Source organism: Candidatus Accumulibacter similis, assembly GCA_013347225.1.
Classification (GTDB): domain Bacteria; phylum Pseudomonadota; class Gammaproteobacteria; order Burkholderiales; family Rhodocyclaceae; genus Accumulibacter; species Accumulibacter similis.
On record CP054595.1, the window covers coordinates 2,294,929 to 2,311,882 of the forward strand.

Genomic DNA, 16,954 nt, shown 5'->3' on the forward strand with positions numbered 1-16,954 from the left:
AACGCAAGGTGAATTCGCCGTTCATCCTGCGTTCACCCCGGTGAAGGTAGAAAGGGAATGGAGGACACCGTGCAATCAGGGGGCCAGCTTGCCGTGGAAGGGAATCGAAGATCGTGCCGCCGCGGCGGCGATGCCGCCCTCGCCGGTGCAGCGCTGCTGCTTGTCCTCGGCGCCGGAGCGGCCGTCGCCGGCGGCGACCGGCGTGGCGAGGATCACGACCACGACCGCGCGCGCCAGGCTCTGGAGGCGGGCGAGATCCTGCCCTTGCGGACGATCCTCGATCGCCTCGAACGAAACCACCCCGGGCAGGTCATGGAGGTCGAGCTGGAGCGCAAGGACGGCCGCTGGGTGTACGAGATCAAGCTCCTGCGTCGTGGTGGGGCGCTGAACAGACTGCAGGTCGATGCCCGTGACGGCAGCCTGATCGACCTCCGGCAGCGGGAACGAGACGGAGACCGTCACTGATGCGCATTCTCGTCGTCGAAGACGAGCCGACCCTCAATGCACAGCTCGTCAGCAGCCTGCGCGCCGCGGGCTATGTCGTCGACTGCACTGACAACGGGGTCGACGCGCGTTTCATGGGCGACAGCGAAGCCTTCGACGCCGTCGTGCTCGACCTGGGCCTGCCGCGGATGGATGGCCTGACGGTTCTGCGCAAATGGCGCGCCGGTGGCCGGACGATGCCGGTGCTGATCCTCACGGCCCGCGACGGCTGGCACGAGAAGGTCACCGGCATCGACGCCGGTGCCGACGATTACCTGACCAAGCCCTTCCACATGGAGGAACTGCTCGCCCGCCTGCGCGCACTGATCCGCCGTGCCGGCGGACATGCCAGTGCCGAGATCGCCTGCGGACCGCTGCTGCTGGACACGCGCAACGGTCGGGTGATGGTGGGTGGACAGGTGCTCGCGCTGACCGCCCACGAGTACCGCGTACTGGCCTACCTGATCCACCACGCCGGCGAACTGGTGTCGCGCAGCGAGCTGATCGAGCACATCTACGCGCAGGATTTCGATCGCGATTCGAATACCGTCGAGGTGTTCATCGCCCGCCTGCGCAAGAAGCTGCCGCCCGGCCTGATCGAAACCGTGCGCGGCCTCGGGTATCGCTTGCTCGAGCGACCGTGAAGATGGCCCGCGTCGCCGCCTTGCGCGGCTCGCTGCGTGTCCGCCTGCTGGTGGGCACCCTGTTCTGGGTCGCGGCTTCACTCGTGGTTGCCGGCCTGAGTCTCGACAGGCTGTTTCGCGACCATGTTGCCGAGCAGTTCCACGCCAGCCTGCAGAGCCATCTCGACCAGCTCACTGCCAGCTTCACCGTTGACGAGCAGGGGCGGGCCGCGCTCGCGATGGCGTTGAGCGACCCGCGGTTGAGCAGGCCCTACGGCGGCCTGTACTGGCAGATCGATCACCTCGCCGGCGACGGCAGCGCGGTGGCGACTGGCGTCCTGCGTTCACGCTCGCTGTGGGACAGCGTCCTCGCCCTGCCGGCCGACGGCCTTGCCGATGGCGAGATGCACCGGCACCGGCTGGCCGGGCCCGTCGGTTCGACGCTCGGGCTGGTCGAACGCAGCGTGCGTTTCGAGGCCGCGGCAGCCGCCAGCGCGGCCCGCTGGCGGCTGATCGTCGCCGCGGACGAGCGCCTGATCGCCGAGCCGGTGGCCCGTTTCAGCGGCGCGCTCTGGCTGTCGCTCGGGCTGCTCGGCAGCGGGCTGGGGTTGGCGGTTGTCGTGCAGGTGGCAGTTGGTCTGGCACCCCTGCGCCGGCTGCGTGTCGCGCTCGGACGGGTGCGCGAGGGTGCCGCGGAGCGTCTCGAAGGAAGCTTTCCTGCCGAGCTGATGCCGCTCGTCGAGGATTTCAATGGCGTCCTCGCGCGCAACGGCGAGATCGTCGAGCGCGCCCGCACCCAGGCCGGCAACCTCGCACACGCCCTGAAGACGCCGTTGAGCGTTCTCGCCAACGCTGCCCACGGCAGGCAGGATGAGCAGTCGAGGATGATCGCCGAACAGGTGGCGCTGGCCCGGAGACAGGTCGACTACCACCTCGCCAGGGCGCAGGCCGCGGCCGCGACGCATGGCGCGGCGGTACGGACGCTGCTGGCGCCGGTGGTTGCCGGCCTGCTGCGGACGATGCGCAGGATTCATGCCGAGCGTCCACTCGCGCTGCAGGTGTCGGTGATCCCGGAGACACTGGCCTTTCGCGGCGAAGTGCAGGATCTGCAGGAGATGCTCGGCAACCTGCTCGACAACGCCTGCAAGTGGGCGGCGCAGCGCGTCGAGCTGGCGGCGCAGCGGGACGGCGAGGTGCTGCGCATCACGATCGACGACGACGGCAGCGGACTGACCGCGGCGCAGCGCGACGCGGTTCTCGGCCGGGGCGTGCGGGCGGACGAGCGGACGCCGGGTTCGGGCCTCGGTCTGGCCATCGTCGACGAACTCGCTCGTCTCTACGGTGGCAGCGTCGACCTGGCGGTCTCGCCGCTGCGCGGCCTGCGTGTCACCCTGACCCTGCCGGCCGCTGCCTGAGCCGGGAAAGCGCCCGTCCTGACCCCGTTTCGACGCCCTCAGCGACCGATGTTGCGGCCAAGCATGGTGCGGATCTCCTGATTCGCCGGCAGGACGTAGTCGTAGGCGGACAGGACGGCGTTGCTGACGGGCTGGACGATCTTGAGATTGACATAGACGGCGGTGGCGCCGACGGCATAGCTGCCGACGATGACCGCCTGCGCCTGGTTGGTGCGCGCGATGTCGCTGATCTCGCGTGTCAGGATCAGTTCGCCTTCGCCGCGCCGCATGTAGATCGATCCGCGCAGCTTCATTTCGACCATCAGCCAGCCCCGTTGCGAGAAGCGCGCGGAAACCTGTTCGGAGATCATGCGGCCGAGCGTCGAGGACAACTCGAGGGCATCGATGTTGACGACGGTGGCGACGATCAGCGGACCGCTGGCGGGAGTGCCGCCGAAGTGCGCCATGAGGGCGTCGGCGGCGCGATAGTTGGTGGCGACGAGTTCGCTGTTCGCCGCCGCGGCGTAAGTGGGTTCGGGTACGCGCTGGCGGGAGGTTTCGGTGGCGCAGCCGGCGGCGAGGCAGGCGACGAGCGCGGCGGCGAGAGCGGGTGCTTTCATCGGTCGCCTCCGACGGGGACGCTGTAGAGCTGCGGTGGGCCGACGTAGAGCGAAGCATCGCCGTCGGCGACGTAATAGACGTTGCTGACGCGGCCGAGGTAGCGCGTGGCGTCGCTGGCGGAAACGGTGACGATGACCTCCGTTTGCGGCGTCGGGCCGCTGGCCCAATCGGAAATGTTCCAGCGATAGATGTCGAGGCCGCCAATGACAACGGCGCCAGCGGCGCCGGCAACTGCCGGCGCGGCATGCTTCGCCAGGCCGTAGGCCGCCCAGCCGCCGGCGTAGGGTATGCTCAGCGGCAGGAAGCGTCCGTCTCGCCGGTTGGGCGAGAAGCGAACGGTCTGTATGTCGATGTCGAGGCTGATCGCACCGGCGGGTGCGTGGCTGACGGCGGCCTTCTGCCGCACCAGCGCGGTGATCAAGGCGGAGTGGAAGCCCTTCGCGAAGGCGGTCTGCTGTGCCGGCGGGCGGACGAAGACGGGCGGGCACGGGGCGGGGGCGGCGGCGCAGGAGGCACCAAGGCCGAGCGAGGCGACGAGCGCTTCGGCAGCGCCATCGGCAACGCTCGTCCAGTGGGCCGCGGCCTGCAGCTTGGGTTGTTCCGACGTCGGGAAGTTGGTTGCCAGGGGTGTTTCGCTGTACGGCGGCGTCACGCAGGACGCGAGCGCGGCGGCGCCAATGATGATCGACGCGACCCGTGCCGTTGGTCGCACCCTGCCCAGACCCTCCATGATGTCCTCCATTGGTTTTCTTGCAGACGGTCGCAGTTTAGGACCAAATGTCTGCCCGCGCATCCATTTTGCCCGCCCGGCAAGGCGTTTTCTCCGCTGCGCCCGTGGCCGAAACAGCCGCCACCGCGCCATGGAACATGAACATGGGACCAACGGGTGCCACGATGGGCGAGAGGGGCGTCTGCAGCAGGCGACCTGATTTCCCTTGCCAGCAGACGAGTTGCCGCCGGCAAGCGGGTCGGCGCGCGCGCGGGGACTTGACCCCGTTTGCCGGCGGCGCTCGTTTACGCCCCTGCATCCACCTCGAAAGGTCGACCATGAAACGCCATCTCCGCAAGTCCCTCCGGGCCGCCATCGTCGCGGCCGTCATTGCGCTGCCGGTGGCAGCGGCGACCCCTGCCTCCGACCCGACGGCGCCGCAGCGAACGCTCAGGCCCTTCAGCGGCGAGCCCGAACTCGCGGCGCTCTTTCGGCGGTGGGTCGACGAGGCCGAGCGCCGACGCGGCGAGCAGCGCGCCCGGCAGAGCGCCGGTGGGTCGGCGGCGCTGGCGCAGGCTGCCCCGGCGGCAGCACCGGCTGCCCTTGCCAAGGAGGTGGCCGCGGCGACCGCCGATTCGCTGACCAACGTGCAGCACGCCGGCGTCGATGAGGGCGGCATCGTCAAGCTGCATGGCGATCATCTCGTCATCCTGCGGCGCGGGCGCCTGTTCACGGTGCGTGTCGGTGACGACGAACTGCGGCCGGTGGCGGTGGTCGATGCCTGGGGGCAGGGAATCGATCCCGCTGGCGCCTGGTACGACGAAATGCTGATTGCGGGCGACACCATCGTCGTCATCGGTTTCAGTTACGCACGCGGCGGTACCGAGATCGGTGTCTTCGACATTTCGCGCGCCGGCCGGATCGCCCACCGCAGCACCCTGCACCTGCGCTCGAACGACTATTATTCGTCGCGCAACTACGCCAGCCGGCTGATCGGCAGCCGGCTGGTGATCTATTCGCCACACTTCCTCAATCCCTGGGGTGATCCGCATGCCGCCTTCCCGGCGCTGCGCCGGTGGCGGCCGGGGGCGTCGCCGGCCGACTTCCGGCGCATCGCGCCGGCAACGCGGATCTACCGCAGCGACGAGCCGCTCGATCCCTTCGCCGGCGTGGCGCTGCACAGCGTGACGATCTGCGAGCTGGCGGCGCCGCAGGTCGACTGCCAGAGTACCGCCGTCCTTGGCCCGCCGGGGCGCGTCTTCCACGTCTCGCCGCGTTCGGTCTTCGTGTGGGCGACGCAACCGCGGCGCGGTGGCGACGCCGGCCAGCCGGCGTCGGCGGTGTTCCGCATTCCGCTCGACGGTTCGCCGCCGAGTGCGCTGAAGGCCAGCGGCAGCCCGATCGACCAGTTCTCCTTCCACGAGGACGCGGGGGGCATGCTGAACGTCCTGTTGCGGGCGGACGGTGGCGGTGACGGCATGTGGGAAGTCGAACGGGGTGGCGGCGATCTGGCGCTGTTGCGCGTGCCGCTGGCGAGTTTTTCCGACGGCCGCGAGGCGGCACCGGCAGCCGCCTATCGCCGGCTGCCGCCGGTCGCGGACAAGGCCCTGCAGAACCGCTTCGTTGGTCCCTTCCTGCTCTATGGCGGCGGCAGTGGCTGGCGGGCGCCGCGGGCCACGCAGCGGGCCGGGCTCTACGTGGTGCGCCATGCCGAGGGCAGGGTCTACGAGCTGCCGCTGCCGCACGCGGTCGACCGGATCGAAGCGCTGGGCAGCAACGCGCTGGTCGTCGGCAGCGACGGTCGCGACCTGCAGTTCAGCAGCGTCCGTCTCGGACGCCTGCCGGTGACCGTCGACCGGTACACACGCGGGGACGCGGCGCAGGGCGAGACGCGCAGCCATGGCTTCTTCTACAAGCCGGTCGGCGAGGACGATGGATTCCTCGGCCTGCCGATCAGCGGCGGCGGCGAGGCTGCCGGCCGGCAGCTGCGCCAGGCATCGGCGGCGGTGCTGTTCCTGCGCAACCGGGGCCTGGCGCTGAGCGAACTCGGCACGCTCGACGGTCGGCGCGCGGCGGCTGAGCGCGGCGACGGTTGCCGGGCCTCGTGCGTGGATTGGTACGGCAACTCGCGACCGCTCTTCATCGGCTCGCGCGTCTTCGCGCTGATCGGTTACGAGATCGTCGAAGGCCGGGTCGGGCCGCAGCGGATCGTCGAGAGGCGGCGGCTCGATTTCGCGCCGGTCGTACAGCAGGTGGCGCCCTAGCCGGCCCCTTGCGGTCGGCGAAAGCGGTCGTCGGCGCGACTTTCAAGTTAGAATCGCAACTCCCTGAACGCGCCCCACCCCCTGACGACGACAATGAAGAGTGCTGAAATCCGCGAGAAGTTCCTCAGGTTCTTCGAATCCAAAGGCCACCAGATCGTTGCCTCGAGTTCGCTCGTGCCGCACGACGATCCGACGCTGCTGTTCACCAATGCCGGCATGAACCAGTTCAAGGACGTCTTCCTCGGCTTCGACAAGCGGCCCTACCTGCGCGCGACGACCTCGCAAAAGTGCGTCCGTGCCGGCGGCAAGCACAATGACCTCGAGAACGTCGGCTACACGGCGCGTCACCACACCTTCTTCGAGATGCTCGGCAACTTCTCCTTCGGCGACTACTTCAAGCGCGACGCGATCCGCTACGCCTGGGAACTGCTGGTCGACGTCTACAGGCTGCCGCCCGAGCGACTCTGGGTGAGCGTCTATGCCGAGGACGACGAAGCCTACGACCTGTGGACGCGCGACATCGGCGTGCCGCCCGAGCGGGTGGTGCGGATCGGCGACAACAAGGGTGCGCGCTACGCCTCGGACAACTTCTGGATGATGGGCGATACCGGTCCCTGCGGGCCATGCACCGAGATCTTCTACGACCACGGCGAGGGAATTCCGGGCGGGCCGCCTGGATCGCCGGACGAGGAGGGCGACCGCTACATCGAGATCTGGAACAACGTCTTCATGCAGTTCAACCGCGACGAGGCGGGCGTCATGCACCCGCTGCCGAAGCCATCGGTCGATACCGGCATGGGGCTCGAGCGGACAGCGGCGGTCCTGCAGCACGTGCACAGCAACTACGAGATCGACCTCTTCGTCAACCTCATCGCCGCCGCCGCGCGCGAAACGGCGGCGACCGACCTCGACAGCCCCTCGCTGCGCGTCCTCGCCGACCACATCCGCGCCTGCTCGTTCCTGATCGCCGATGGCGTCATTCCCGGCAACGAGGGGCGCGGTTACGTCCTGCGGCGGATCATCCGGCGCGCCATCCGGCACGGCTACAAGCTCGGCGCGCGCGCGCCGTTCTTCCATCGACTGGTGCCCGACCTGGTCGTCGAGATGGGTGGAGCATATCCCGAGCTGTTGAGCAGCCAGGCACGCGTGGTCGAGGTGCTGCGGCAGGAGGAGGTGCGCTTCTTCGAGACCATCGAGCACGGCATGGGAATCCTCGAGGGCGAACTCGCGGCGCTGGCTGGCAACGGCGTCTTCAACGGGCAGACCGCGTTCAAGCTGCACGATACCTTCGGTTTCCCGCTCGACCTGACGGCCGACGTCTGCCGCGAGCGTGGCGTGCGGGTCGATGTCGCCACCTTCGACGCGGCGATGGCACAGCAGAAGGAGCAGGCGCGCGCGGCCGGCAAGTTCCGCATGGCGGCGGCACTCGAATACAGCGGCCCGGAAACCGCCTTCCATGGCTACGAGGCGCTCGAGTGCAACGGCAGCGTACTCGCTCTGTACCGCGATGGCAGCGCCGTCGAGCAGCTCAACGAGGGCGAGCTGGGCGTCGTCGTCCTCGACGACACCCCCTTCTATGCCGAGTCCGGCGGCCAGGTCGGCGACCGTGGCGCGCTGCAGGGCCCGCAGGGGATCTTCGCCGTCGAGGATACGCAGAAAATCCAGGCCGCCGTCTTCGGCCACCAGGGAGTCGTCCGGACCGGCCGCATCAGCGTCGGTGACCGGGTCGCGGCGCGGGTTGACGTCGTCGCGCGCGCCCGCACGGTGCGCAACCATTCGGCGACGCACCTGATGCACAAGGCGTTGCGCGAGGTGCTCGGCGCGCACGTGCAGCAGAAGGGCTCGCTGGTCGATGCCGAGCGGACCCGTTTCGATTTCGCGCACAACGCGCCGATGACTGCCGAGCAGATTCGCCGCGTCGAGATCCTGGTCAATGAAGAGATCCTCGCCAACGCCGCGCGCGAGGCGGCGGTGCTGCCGATCGACGAGGCCAGGCGGGCAGGCGCGATGATGCTCTTCGGCGAAAAGTACGGCGACGAGGTGCGCGTGGTGACCATCGGCTCGTCGAAGGAGCTCTGTGGCGGCGTGCATGTGCAGCGCAGCGGGGACATCGGTCTGTTCAAGATCGTCGCCGAAAGCGGCGTTGCCGCCGGCGTCCGGCGCGTCGAGGCGGTCACCGGCGATGGTGCGCTGGCGCTGGTGCAGGAGCAGCAGGCGCTGCTCGCCGAAGCTGCGGCAGCGATCAAGGCGCCGCCGGCAGAGATGCCGGCCAAGCTGGCGCAGGTGCTCGACAACGTCCGTTCGCTCGAGCGCGAGCTCGCCCGCCTGAAGCAGAAGCTGGCGTCGTCGCAGGGCGACGATCTGCTGGCGCAGTCGGTCGCCGTCAAGGGCGCGCATGTCGTCGCGGCGGTCGTCGAAGGCGCCGACGTCAACACCCTGCGCTCGACGATCGACACGCTGCGCGACAAGCTGAAGAGCGCTGCCGTTGTCCTGGCGTCGGTCAGTGGCGGGCGGATCACGCTGATCGCCGGCGTCAGCGCCGACCTGACCGGCAAGGTGCGTGCCGGCGAGCTGGTCAACATGGTCGCGCAGCAGGTCGGAGGCAAGGGCGGCGGCCGTCCCGACATGGCGCAGGCCGGCGGCAGCGAACCGGCGAAGCTGCCGGCAGCGCTGGCGTCGGTGCGTGCCTGGGTCGAGCAGCGGCTTTGAGCCGTCGCGACGGCGGCGCGCGGCGATGTGGCGCCCGAGCGCCGGGCCGGAGTGCCAACCGGCGAGCGCGTTGCGGGACGAGGCACGGCGATGCAGCACTTCGCCAGTGACAACTACGCCGGCGTCTGTCCGGAGGCACTGAGCGCCCTGCTGGCGGCGAACGACGGCCACGCCCGTTCCTACGGTGACGACGAGTGGACTCTGCGCGTCGCCGAGCGCCTGCGGGCGGTATTCGAAACCGATTGCGACGTCTATTTCGTCTTCAATGGCACGGCGGCCAATTCGCTGGCGCTGGCGGCTCTCTGCCAGTCCTACCACAGCGTCATCTGCCACCAGCTGGCGCACGTCGCCACCGACGAGTGCGGGGCGCCGGAGTTCTTCTCCAACGGTGCCAAGCTGCTGCCGGTCGCCGGCGAGCAGGGCAAACTGACGCCGGCGACGATCGTCGAGGCGGTCACGCGGCGCAGCGACATCCACTATCCGAAGCCGAAGGTGGTGACGCTCACGCAGGCGACAGAGGTCGGCACCGTCTACCGGCCGGACGAACTGCGCGCCATCGCCGACACGGCGCGCGAACATGGCCTGCGCGTGCACATGGATGGTGCGCGCTTTGCCAACGCCGTTGCCGGTCTCGGCGTCAGCCCGGCCGACGTCACCTGGCGCGCCGGCGTCGATGTCCTCTGTTTCGGCGGCACCAAGATGGGATTGCCGGTCGGCGAGGCCGTGCTGTTCTTCGACCGCCGCCTGGCCGAGGATTTCGCCTACCGCTGCAAGCAGGCCGGACAGCTGGCGTCGAAGATGCGCTTCCTCTCGGCACCGTGGCTCGGCATTCTTGACGACGGCGCCTGGCTGCGCCATGCCGCGCACGCCAACGCGATGGCGCGGCGGCTGGCCGGCGGGTTGGCCGAGGCGACCGGCTGGCCGGCGATCTTTCCGGTGCAGGCGAACGGCGTCTTCGTGCACCTGCCCGAGCGCATCGACGCCGGCCTGCGCGCGCGCGGCTGGCTGTTCTACAACTTCATCGCCGCCGGCGGTAGCCGCTTCATGTGCGGCTGGGACACCGCGCCGGAGACGGTCGATCGACTGCTGGCCGACATCCGCGAGCTGGCGGCCGGCGGCGAATGAGCGACTGGCGTTTCTGCCCGCGTTGCGCCGCCTTCCTCGTCGCCGGCGAGGAAGGCGGCCGCGAGCGGCTCGTCTGCGCGGCGCGCTGCGGTTTCGTCCACTGGGACAATCCGGCGCCGGTGCTGGCGGCGCTGGTCGAGTATGAGGGCCGCATCCTGCTCGCCCGCAACCACGCCTGGGCGCCCGGTGCCTTCGGCCTGATCACCGGCTTCCTCGAACGCGGTGAGGATCCGGCCGCCGGCGTCGCGCGCGAAGTGCGCGAGGAACTGGGGCTCACTGCCGGCAGGGCGACGCTGATCGGCGTCTATCCCTTCGCCCGCAGGCACGAGGTGGTCATCGCCTACCATCTGCGCGCGCACGGCGAGATCCGGCTCAACGAGGAACTCGCCGAGTTCCGGCTGATCGCTCCGGATAAACTCAAGCCCTGGGATTTCGGGACCGGGCTGGCGGTCAGGGACTGGCTGCAGGGACGGCGTCGATGACAGCCCTCGGCGCTGCCACGGCTGTGCGTGTTCGTGTTGCCGGTGCGGTCCGCTCGCTCGTCGGTCGTGCCACGGCCGCTGGCAGGATTCTCCTCGGACGGGGTCCGGGAGGGCGCAAGCTGCAGTCGGCGATGACGCGATCCTGCACGCTGCTGCCGCTTCTGCTGGCCGGCATGGCGATGCCGGCGCTGGCACGCGATTCCGGCCCCAATCCGTGGGAGGTGGTTGGCGAAGTCCTGCGCCAGAGTGGAAAACCCGCCGCCGATCTCCGCCGGCCGCGGCCGGCGGTGTCGAAGGTCGAGGCTGCCGAGCTTTGGGATGCCGTGCTGACGCGGCTGGTCAAGCACACCGCTGGCGAGTCGGACGACGCCGCTCGCCGGCAGCGGTTCCTGTTGGTCCTGCTCAGTGGCCGCCACGACGGGGTGGCACTGCTGGCGAGCGACGTGCCCGTTCCCGAGCCGTTGCGCGAGCTCTTCCTCCTCAGTTGGGATCGCCTGGCGCCGGAGCTGCGACAATTGGTGCAGGAACTCGACAGCCAGGCGGCGAAGTCGCTGCGCGCCCTCCTCGAGGCCGGTGATGCGCTGCGGGCGGCGCAGGCGCTCGGCGACGCGATTGGCCTGCGGGTGACACCGCAGGCGCTGCGCGAACTCGCCCGCCTGGTGCTTCCGGAGAGCGCCGGCGATCCGCTGGCCTACGATCTGGCGCTCGACCCGGATCTGCGGCTGCTCTTCGGTTTCGGGCCGCCGCTGCCGGCCGCGCAGCCGAGCCGGCTGCTCCGCTCGAGCCTGCCGGCGGCAACAGCCGACAACGCGCGCTGGTTCATTGCCAGTGCCTTCGCCGCGCCAGCGCCGGCGCAGCTGGCGATCGACCCGGAGACGGCGGCGCTGGCCCGGCGCCTGAACGACTGGCTGCCGACACGCAGCGACCTGCCCGACTATCTGCCGGCGATGCGGACGTTGCTGCAGCGCATTGCCGATGCCACCTGGCAACAGCGGGAAGGTGCCGGACGGGCAATCGAGCCTCGCTTCAACGAACTCTACCGCGACCTGGTGCTCGCGACTGCGTGGCAGGAAAGTTGCTGGCGGCAGTTCGTTCGCCGCAAGGGGAAGGTGCAGCCGATTCAATCGGGGATCGGCGCAGTCGGCCTGATGCAGGTGTACCCGCGTGTCTGGCGCGGCTTCTACGATGTCGCGGGGCTGCATGGCGACGTTGCTTACAACGGCCGCGCTGGCGCCGAGATCCTGCACCACTATCTGCGTGACTATGCGCTGGCGCGGAGCGAGGCCGCGGCGGCTGGCGATGCCGATGATCTCGCCCGTGCCACCTACGCCGTCTACAACGGCGGGCCCGGGCACCTCAACCGCTACCGGCAGCCCACGCAGCGCGCCGGCCTGCGCGAGATCGACAGTTCCTTCCTGCAGAAATACCTGGCCGTGAAGGCAGGCAAGGAGCTCGAAGTGGGCAAGTGTTTCAGCGGTGCTGATCCGGCACGATGATCGGCGTCCGGTGTTGCGGCAGGCGGCGGTGGCCGGCTACCCGGCGGCGGCGTCAGGCGGGTTCGTGTGCCAAGAAGCAGACCACCGATGTCGGCGCGCTGTCCTCGAATCATGCTTGTTGCCCGGGCAGCGCAGGGCCTGTCGGAGCCGTGAACACTTGTGCAGGTTGTGCTGGATATCCCATACTGCGGGCTCCGAGGGTTGGTCGCCCGACGCGGCGCCGGCTCGAGTCAAACACAAGGAGACCCCATGACCACCATCCTCGACGCACCCCGCAAACTGAGCTTCCTGCTCGCCGGCCTGCTGCCGGCCATCGCCCTGGCCCAGACACCGGGTGCCGGGCTGAAGGCGGTGGAGCAGCGGGCAAGCGCGACTACCCACTTCGATACCCTCGGGAAACCGGCGTCTCGATTCACGCTGGAACTGCGCAATGGCCAGAAGGCATCGCTGCCCTTCGCCGACAAGCGCGATTTCGACGAAGCCAGGAAGGGCTTCATCGCCGAGCCGACCTACACCAGGATCATGGCCGATGCCGGCCACGTCGCCTGGGACATGGGCAGTTACGGCTGGCTGCTGAGTGGCAAGGACTTCGAGACCATCCATCCGTCGCTGCAACGCCAGGCCGTGCTCAACATGGCCTACGGGCTGTACGAAGTGCTGCCCGGCCGCATCTACCAGGTGCGCGGCTACGACCTCGCCAACATCAGCTTCATCAAGGGCGACACCGGCTGGATCATCTTTGATCCATTGACGGCGAAGGAGACGGCCCGTGCGGCGCTCGAGTTCATCAACGAAAAGCTCGGCAAACGGCCGGTGGTCGGTGTCGTCTATTCGCACTCCCACGGTGACCACTTCGGCGGCGTGCGTGGCGTCGTTGAGGAAGCCGATGTCGCGAGCGGCAAGGTGGTGGTCATCGCGCCCGAGCGTTTCCTCGAGGCGGCGATCGCCGAAAACGTCTTCGCCGGCAACGCGATGTCGCGGCGCCTGCAATGGCAGTATTCCATGCTCCTGCCTCGTGACCCGCACGGCCACGTCGACCAGGCCATCGGCAAGAACATTGCCATCGGCAATGTCGGCCTCATCGCACCGAACCGGATCGTCAGCAAGGACTTCGAGGAAATCACCCTCGACGGCGTGAAGATGGTATTCCAGAATACGCCGGACACCGAGGCGCCGGTTGAGATGAATACCTATTTCCCGCAGTTCAAGGCGTTTTGGGCGGCGGAAAACATTAGCGGCACGGTGCACAACATCTACACGATCCGTGGCGCGGCGGTGCGCAACGCGCACAACTGGCAGAAGCACATCAACGCGGCGCTCTACCAGTTCGGTGGCGAGGCCGAGGTGATGTTCGCCTCGCACAGCTGGCCGCGCTGGGGCAACGACCGCATACAGGAAGTGATGCGTGCCCAGCGTGACGCCTACGCCAACCTGAACAACCAGACGCTGCATCATGCCAATCGCGGCGTCACGATCAACGAGATCCACAACGTCTACGAAGTGCCGAAGAGCCTGCAGCAGCAATGGTCGGTACGCAGCTACCACGGCGACGTGCAGAACAACGTGCGCGGCGTGGTCAACCGCTTCCTCGGCCACTTCGACGGCAACCCGACCAACCTGATTCCGCTCTCGCCGAAGGACTCGGCGCCGCTCTATGTCGAGATGATGGGGGGATCGGCAAAGATCATCGCCAAAGGCAACGCCCTGATCGCGCAGGGCAAGTACCTGCACGCCACGGAAATCCTCAATAAACTTGCCTTTGCCGAGCCGCGCAACCAGGAGGCACGCCGCTTGCTCGCGGACGCCTTCGAGCAACTGGGCTACCAAGCGGAGAGCACCAGCGTGCGCAACAATTTCCTGCAGGGCGCCTTCGAACTGCGCCACGGCCAGCCGGGCGGTGCCGCGCCAAGGTCGACCGGGCCGGACACGATTCGAGCCATGTCGACCGAGCAATGGCTCGACTTCCTCGGCATCAGCATGGATCCAAAGCGGGCCGATGGACTGCGCTTCACGATCAACCTGATGACGCCCGACAACGGCGAGAAATTCGTCGTCGAAATGAGTAATGCGACGCTCACGACGATCAAGGGTTTCCAGGCGCCGAAACCGGACCTGACCGTGACGGTGAATCGCGCCGACCTCAACCGCGTGATGATGGGCGTTGCGTCGTTCGACGACCTGATCGCCGCCGGCAAGGCAAGATTTGACGGCGACCGCACCGGCTTCGACCAGCTGCGCGCCATCCTCGTGGCCTTTACGCCGGATTTCGAGATCATGCCGGGCACTGCGCCAAAGACGCCGGCCAAGGCACCCAAGCCGTTCGAGATTGTGGTTTTCGACGACCACGACTGATCCGCGCCAGAATGCCCCGCAGGTGTGCCGTCAGGCGCACGAGGGGCGGGGCATGAGGCAATTCAACGGATTTGCAGGAATGCTGTGACATGAAAAGAAACATTTCGAGGCATTTCATCACCTTGGGGATCTGCGCCGCGTCCGTGCTGGCCAGCGCGTCCGCCCAGGCCGGCGGCCTGCTGCTCTACGAGATCGGGACCGCCGATGTCGGCCTCGCTTCGGCCGGCTATGCTGCCCGTGCGCAGGATGCGGCGACGGTTTTCACCAACCCGGCGGGCATGACGCGCCTGGAGGGCGAGCAGGTCACGCTGGGTTTGCAGGCGCTGTACGGGCGCGCCAACTTCTCGGTCGACCCGGCGGCTACCTCGCCCCGGCTGGGCACCGACGGTGGCGGCAACGCCATCGGCTGGTTCCCCGGCGGCGGCGTTTTCTACTCCCACAGCATCTCGCCCGATCTCAAGGTTGGCATGGCGCTGACCGGCAACTTCGGGCTGTCGATCAAGTACAGCGACTCCTGGGCCGGGCGCTACCGCACTCAGGAGTCGACGCTGATCGGCGTCTCCTTCGTGCCGGCCGTGGCCTACCGTGTCAATGAACAACTCTCCATCGGCGCGTCGGTCAACGCGATGCGCGGCATGTTCAAGACCAAAGTTGGCGTCAACAACATCTTCGGCCCAGACGGCCAGCTCGAACTCGACGACAACGTCTGGGGTTTCGGTGGCAATCTCGGACTGCTCTATGAATTCGACCCCGGGACCCGCGTCGGGCTCACCTACAACTCCCCGGTCAAGCTCGATTTCTCGACACGGCCGAAGTGGTCCGGCACCGGTCCTCTCCTCGGAGCTGTGCTGGGCGCGACCGGGTTGCAGAACGCCAGGGTCGACCTCGGCATCACCGTACCGCAGGGCGTCAATGCCGGCCTCTACCATGAGGTCAACCCCAGATGGTCGCTGCTCGGCAGTGTCGGATGGCAGCAATGGTCGAGGTTCGGCGAAGTCGACGTCGGCATCGACGCCAACAACCCGGTTGCGCTCACCGCCGACCGCAATTACAAGGACACGTGGCACCTGGCCGGCGGGGCTCAATATCGAGCCAGCGAACGGGTCATGCTCATGGGCGGCATCGCCTACGACAGCGAGTTCCAGGACAGCAACGATATTCCCCCCGCCATCCCGGCCAATGACGCCTGGCGTTTCGGGCTGGGCGCGCAGGTGGTGGAATCCAGAAACTTCAATTGGGGCGTGAGCCTGGAGTATCTCTATGCCGGATCGCTCAAGACCAGTCTGACGGGGCAGCCCGTCGTTGCTGGCGGCCGCGGCAACCTGGCCGGCTCCTATGACCAGCCAGCGGGCATTCTCTTCCTCGCAGCCAGCGTCAGCTACAAGTTTTGACTTGGCCGCTCACGGCCTGTCACCCTGCTGGGTGCGCCTACCCGCCGTTGCCGTTCAGCCAGCGCAGCGCGACGCTGAGGCAGGTGTTGAGCGTCTGACGATCCAGGTGCCCCGGCAATTGCCCGAGCAGCAGGTCGCAGCCGCGTGCATCGTCGCTGTCGAAATGCTCGAGCAGAGCGAGGATGCCCCCCAGCAAGCCGGTGTGCTCACAGAGCGCGGCGCGAACCTCGTCCTCGACGGCGATCTGGCCGAGAATCTCGTCGATCGGCAGTCCGAGCGCTGCCGGCATCATCGACAGGATGCCGGTCATGAAGGCCAGGTCGGCCAGCCTGCCATTCTCGCCGGACGGGTCGACGGCGATCAGCAGCTCCATCATTCGTCCGCGCAGCGCCGCCACCTGCAGCAGCGGTGACTGCGCCGGGTCGCTGCTGTTGCTGCCCGGTGCGAGCAGCAACAGCGACAGCCAGCGTTGCAGGTGCCGTCGGCCGAAGAGGTTGATCGCATGCCGCAGCGAGGTCACCGGTTGCGAGAGGCGGTTGCCGCGGTGCCCGACCGAGTTGACGACACGCAGCAGGTTGAGCGTCAGCGCCGGCTCGTGCTTGAAGGCGTCCTCGATCAACGCCACATCGACGTCGCGCCCGACGAGGTTGATCAGGCGAATCAGTGCCGCCTGCGAAGCCGACAGGCGGCGGCCGCTGACGATCTCGGCCTGCGCGAAATGGCGGCCCTGAAACAGCGCGAAGCCGAGGTTGCTGCAACGCTCCAGCAATTCGCGGCTGTCCACACCCTGCGCCAGCAGCTTTATCGGCAGGTTGCGCAACGAGCCGGCGAGGTTGGCCAGCGTGCGCTCGTCCGTCGCGCGGGCGTCGATCTTGATGACATCGACCATCGGCAGCAGCGGCCGGCTGCGATCATCGATGCCGCGGTAGTCACCGAGTGCCAGCACATAGCCGCGGTCACGCAGGCAGCGGCAGCGGGTCTGGACCGTCTTGTCCGGCGGGCGATCGAGCAGCAGTTCGAGCACTACGCCGGCTGCCGGCAGCAGCTCGAGCGCCTCCTGCTCCAGGAAGTCGGGGGTGATCCCGAGGTAGGCAGAGCTGTTGCCGAGAGCGCTCTGCATTCCCAGTTCCAGGTAGGCGGCGCAGAGCGCGGCCGTGGTCAGGGTCTGCTGCTGTTCGTCGCCGTCGCCTTCTGCCCTGCGCAGCAGGAGCTGATAGCCGGCGAGCTCCTGCTGCCGGCTGACGATCGGCTGGCGGAAGAGAAAGGATTTCTGCAGGGACTGCTCGGTGATCACGGTGGCTCGTC

General features: G+C 68.1%; 13 protein-coding genes. 10 read left to right on the plus strand and 3 right to left on the minus strand.

What is annotated here, in order from left to right; all coding sequences use genetic code 11:
- The first annotated feature begins 57 nt into the window (after window positions 1-57).
- The 3 genes from HT579_10530 to HT579_10540 are packed head-to-tail and all read left to right on the plus strand — an operon-like array spanning window position 58 to window position 2,521.
- Entirely contained in the window at window positions 58-465 is a 408-nt protein-coding gene (locus HT579_10530; GenBank protein ID QKS29303.1) for a PepSY domain-containing protein, read from the plus strand.
- Entirely contained in the window at window positions 465-1,127 is a 663-nt protein-coding gene (locus HT579_10535) for a response regulator transcription factor (GenBank protein QKS29304.1), read from the plus strand. The genes HT579_10530 and HT579_10535 overlap by 1 nt, the downstream gene beginning before the upstream one ends.
- Before the next feature lie 2 nt (window positions 1,128-1,129).
- Window positions 1,130-2,521 (plus strand): sensor histidine kinase, encoded by a 1,392-nt coding sequence (locus tag HT579_10540; GenBank protein QKS31602.1) that lies wholly within the window; start codon window positions 1,130-1,132, stop codon window positions 2,519-2,521.
- A gap of 38 nt (window positions 2,522-2,559) precedes the next feature.
- Here the strand turns inward: HT579_10540 and HT579_10545 are convergent, their stop codons facing one another.
- Together HT579_10545 and HT579_10550 are read right to left on the minus strand one after the other, a co-directional pair.
- Window positions 2,560-3,120, minus strand: coding sequence for a hypothetical protein (locus HT579_10545; GenBank protein ID QKS29305.1), 561 nt, complete (start codon window positions 3,118-3,120; stop codon window positions 2,560-2,562).
- On the minus strand, window positions 3,117-3,863 hold the full coding sequence (locus HT579_10550) for a hypothetical protein (GenBank protein ID QKS29306.1): 747 nt from the start codon (window positions 3,861-3,863) through the stop codon (window positions 3,117-3,119). The genes HT579_10545 and HT579_10550 overlap by 4 nt, the downstream gene beginning before the upstream one ends.
- 305 nt (window positions 3,864-4,168) lie before the next feature.
- Between HT579_10550 and HT579_10555 the strand changes: the two genes are divergently transcribed.
- The 7 genes from HT579_10555 (at window position 4,169) to HT579_10585 (ending at window position 15,649) form a co-directional block, all read left to right on the plus strand.
- Window positions 4,169-6,094, plus strand: a complete 1,926-nt coding sequence (locus HT579_10555; GenBank protein QKS29307.1) for a beta-propeller domain-containing protein — start codon at window positions 4,169-4,171, stop codon at window positions 6,092-6,094.
- A gap of 93 nt (window positions 6,095-6,187) precedes the next feature.
- On the plus strand, window positions 6,188-8,803 hold the full coding sequence (gene alaS / locus HT579_10560) for an alanine--tRNA ligase (GenBank protein ID QKS29308.1): 2,616 nt from the start codon (window positions 6,188-6,190) through the stop codon (window positions 8,801-8,803).
- Between the two features lie 90 nt (window positions 8,804-8,893).
- Window positions 8,894-9,928, plus strand: coding sequence for a low specificity L-threonine aldolase (locus HT579_10565; protein QKS29309.1), 1,035 nt, complete (start codon window positions 8,894-8,896; stop codon window positions 9,926-9,928).
- Window positions 9,925-10,410, plus strand: a complete 486-nt coding sequence (locus HT579_10570; GenBank protein QKS29310.1) for an NUDIX domain-containing protein — start codon at window positions 9,925-9,927, stop codon at window positions 10,408-10,410. The genes HT579_10565 and HT579_10570 overlap by 4 nt, the downstream gene beginning before the upstream one ends.
- Entirely contained in the window at window positions 10,407-11,906 is a 1,500-nt protein-coding gene (locus HT579_10575) for a lytic transglycosylase domain-containing protein (protein ID QKS29311.1), read from the plus strand. Before HT579_10570 ends, HT579_10575 begins: the two co-directional genes overlap by 4 nt.
- Before the next feature lie 249 nt (window positions 11,907-12,155).
- Complete coding sequence (locus tag HT579_10580) at window positions 12,156-14,258, plus strand: MBL fold metallo-hydrolase (GenBank protein QKS29312.1); 2,103 nt, start codon at window positions 12,156-12,158, stop codon at window positions 14,256-14,258.
- 89 nt (window positions 14,259-14,347) lie between these two features.
- The gene (locus HT579_10585) at window positions 14,348-15,649 is read left to right on the plus strand and encodes an outer membrane protein transport protein (GenBank protein ID QKS29313.1); all 1,302 of its coding nucleotides are present in this window, start codon (window positions 14,348-14,350) and stop codon (window positions 15,647-15,649) included.
- 37 nt (window positions 15,650-15,686) lie between these two features.
- Here the strand turns inward: HT579_10585 and HT579_10590 are convergent, their stop codons facing one another.
- The gene (locus HT579_10590; protein ID QKS29314.1) at window positions 15,687-16,943 is read right to left on the minus strand and encodes an EAL domain-containing protein; all 1,257 of its coding nucleotides are present in this window, start codon (window positions 16,941-16,943) and stop codon (window positions 15,687-15,689) included.
- Window positions 16,944-16,954 lie beyond the last annotated feature (11 nt).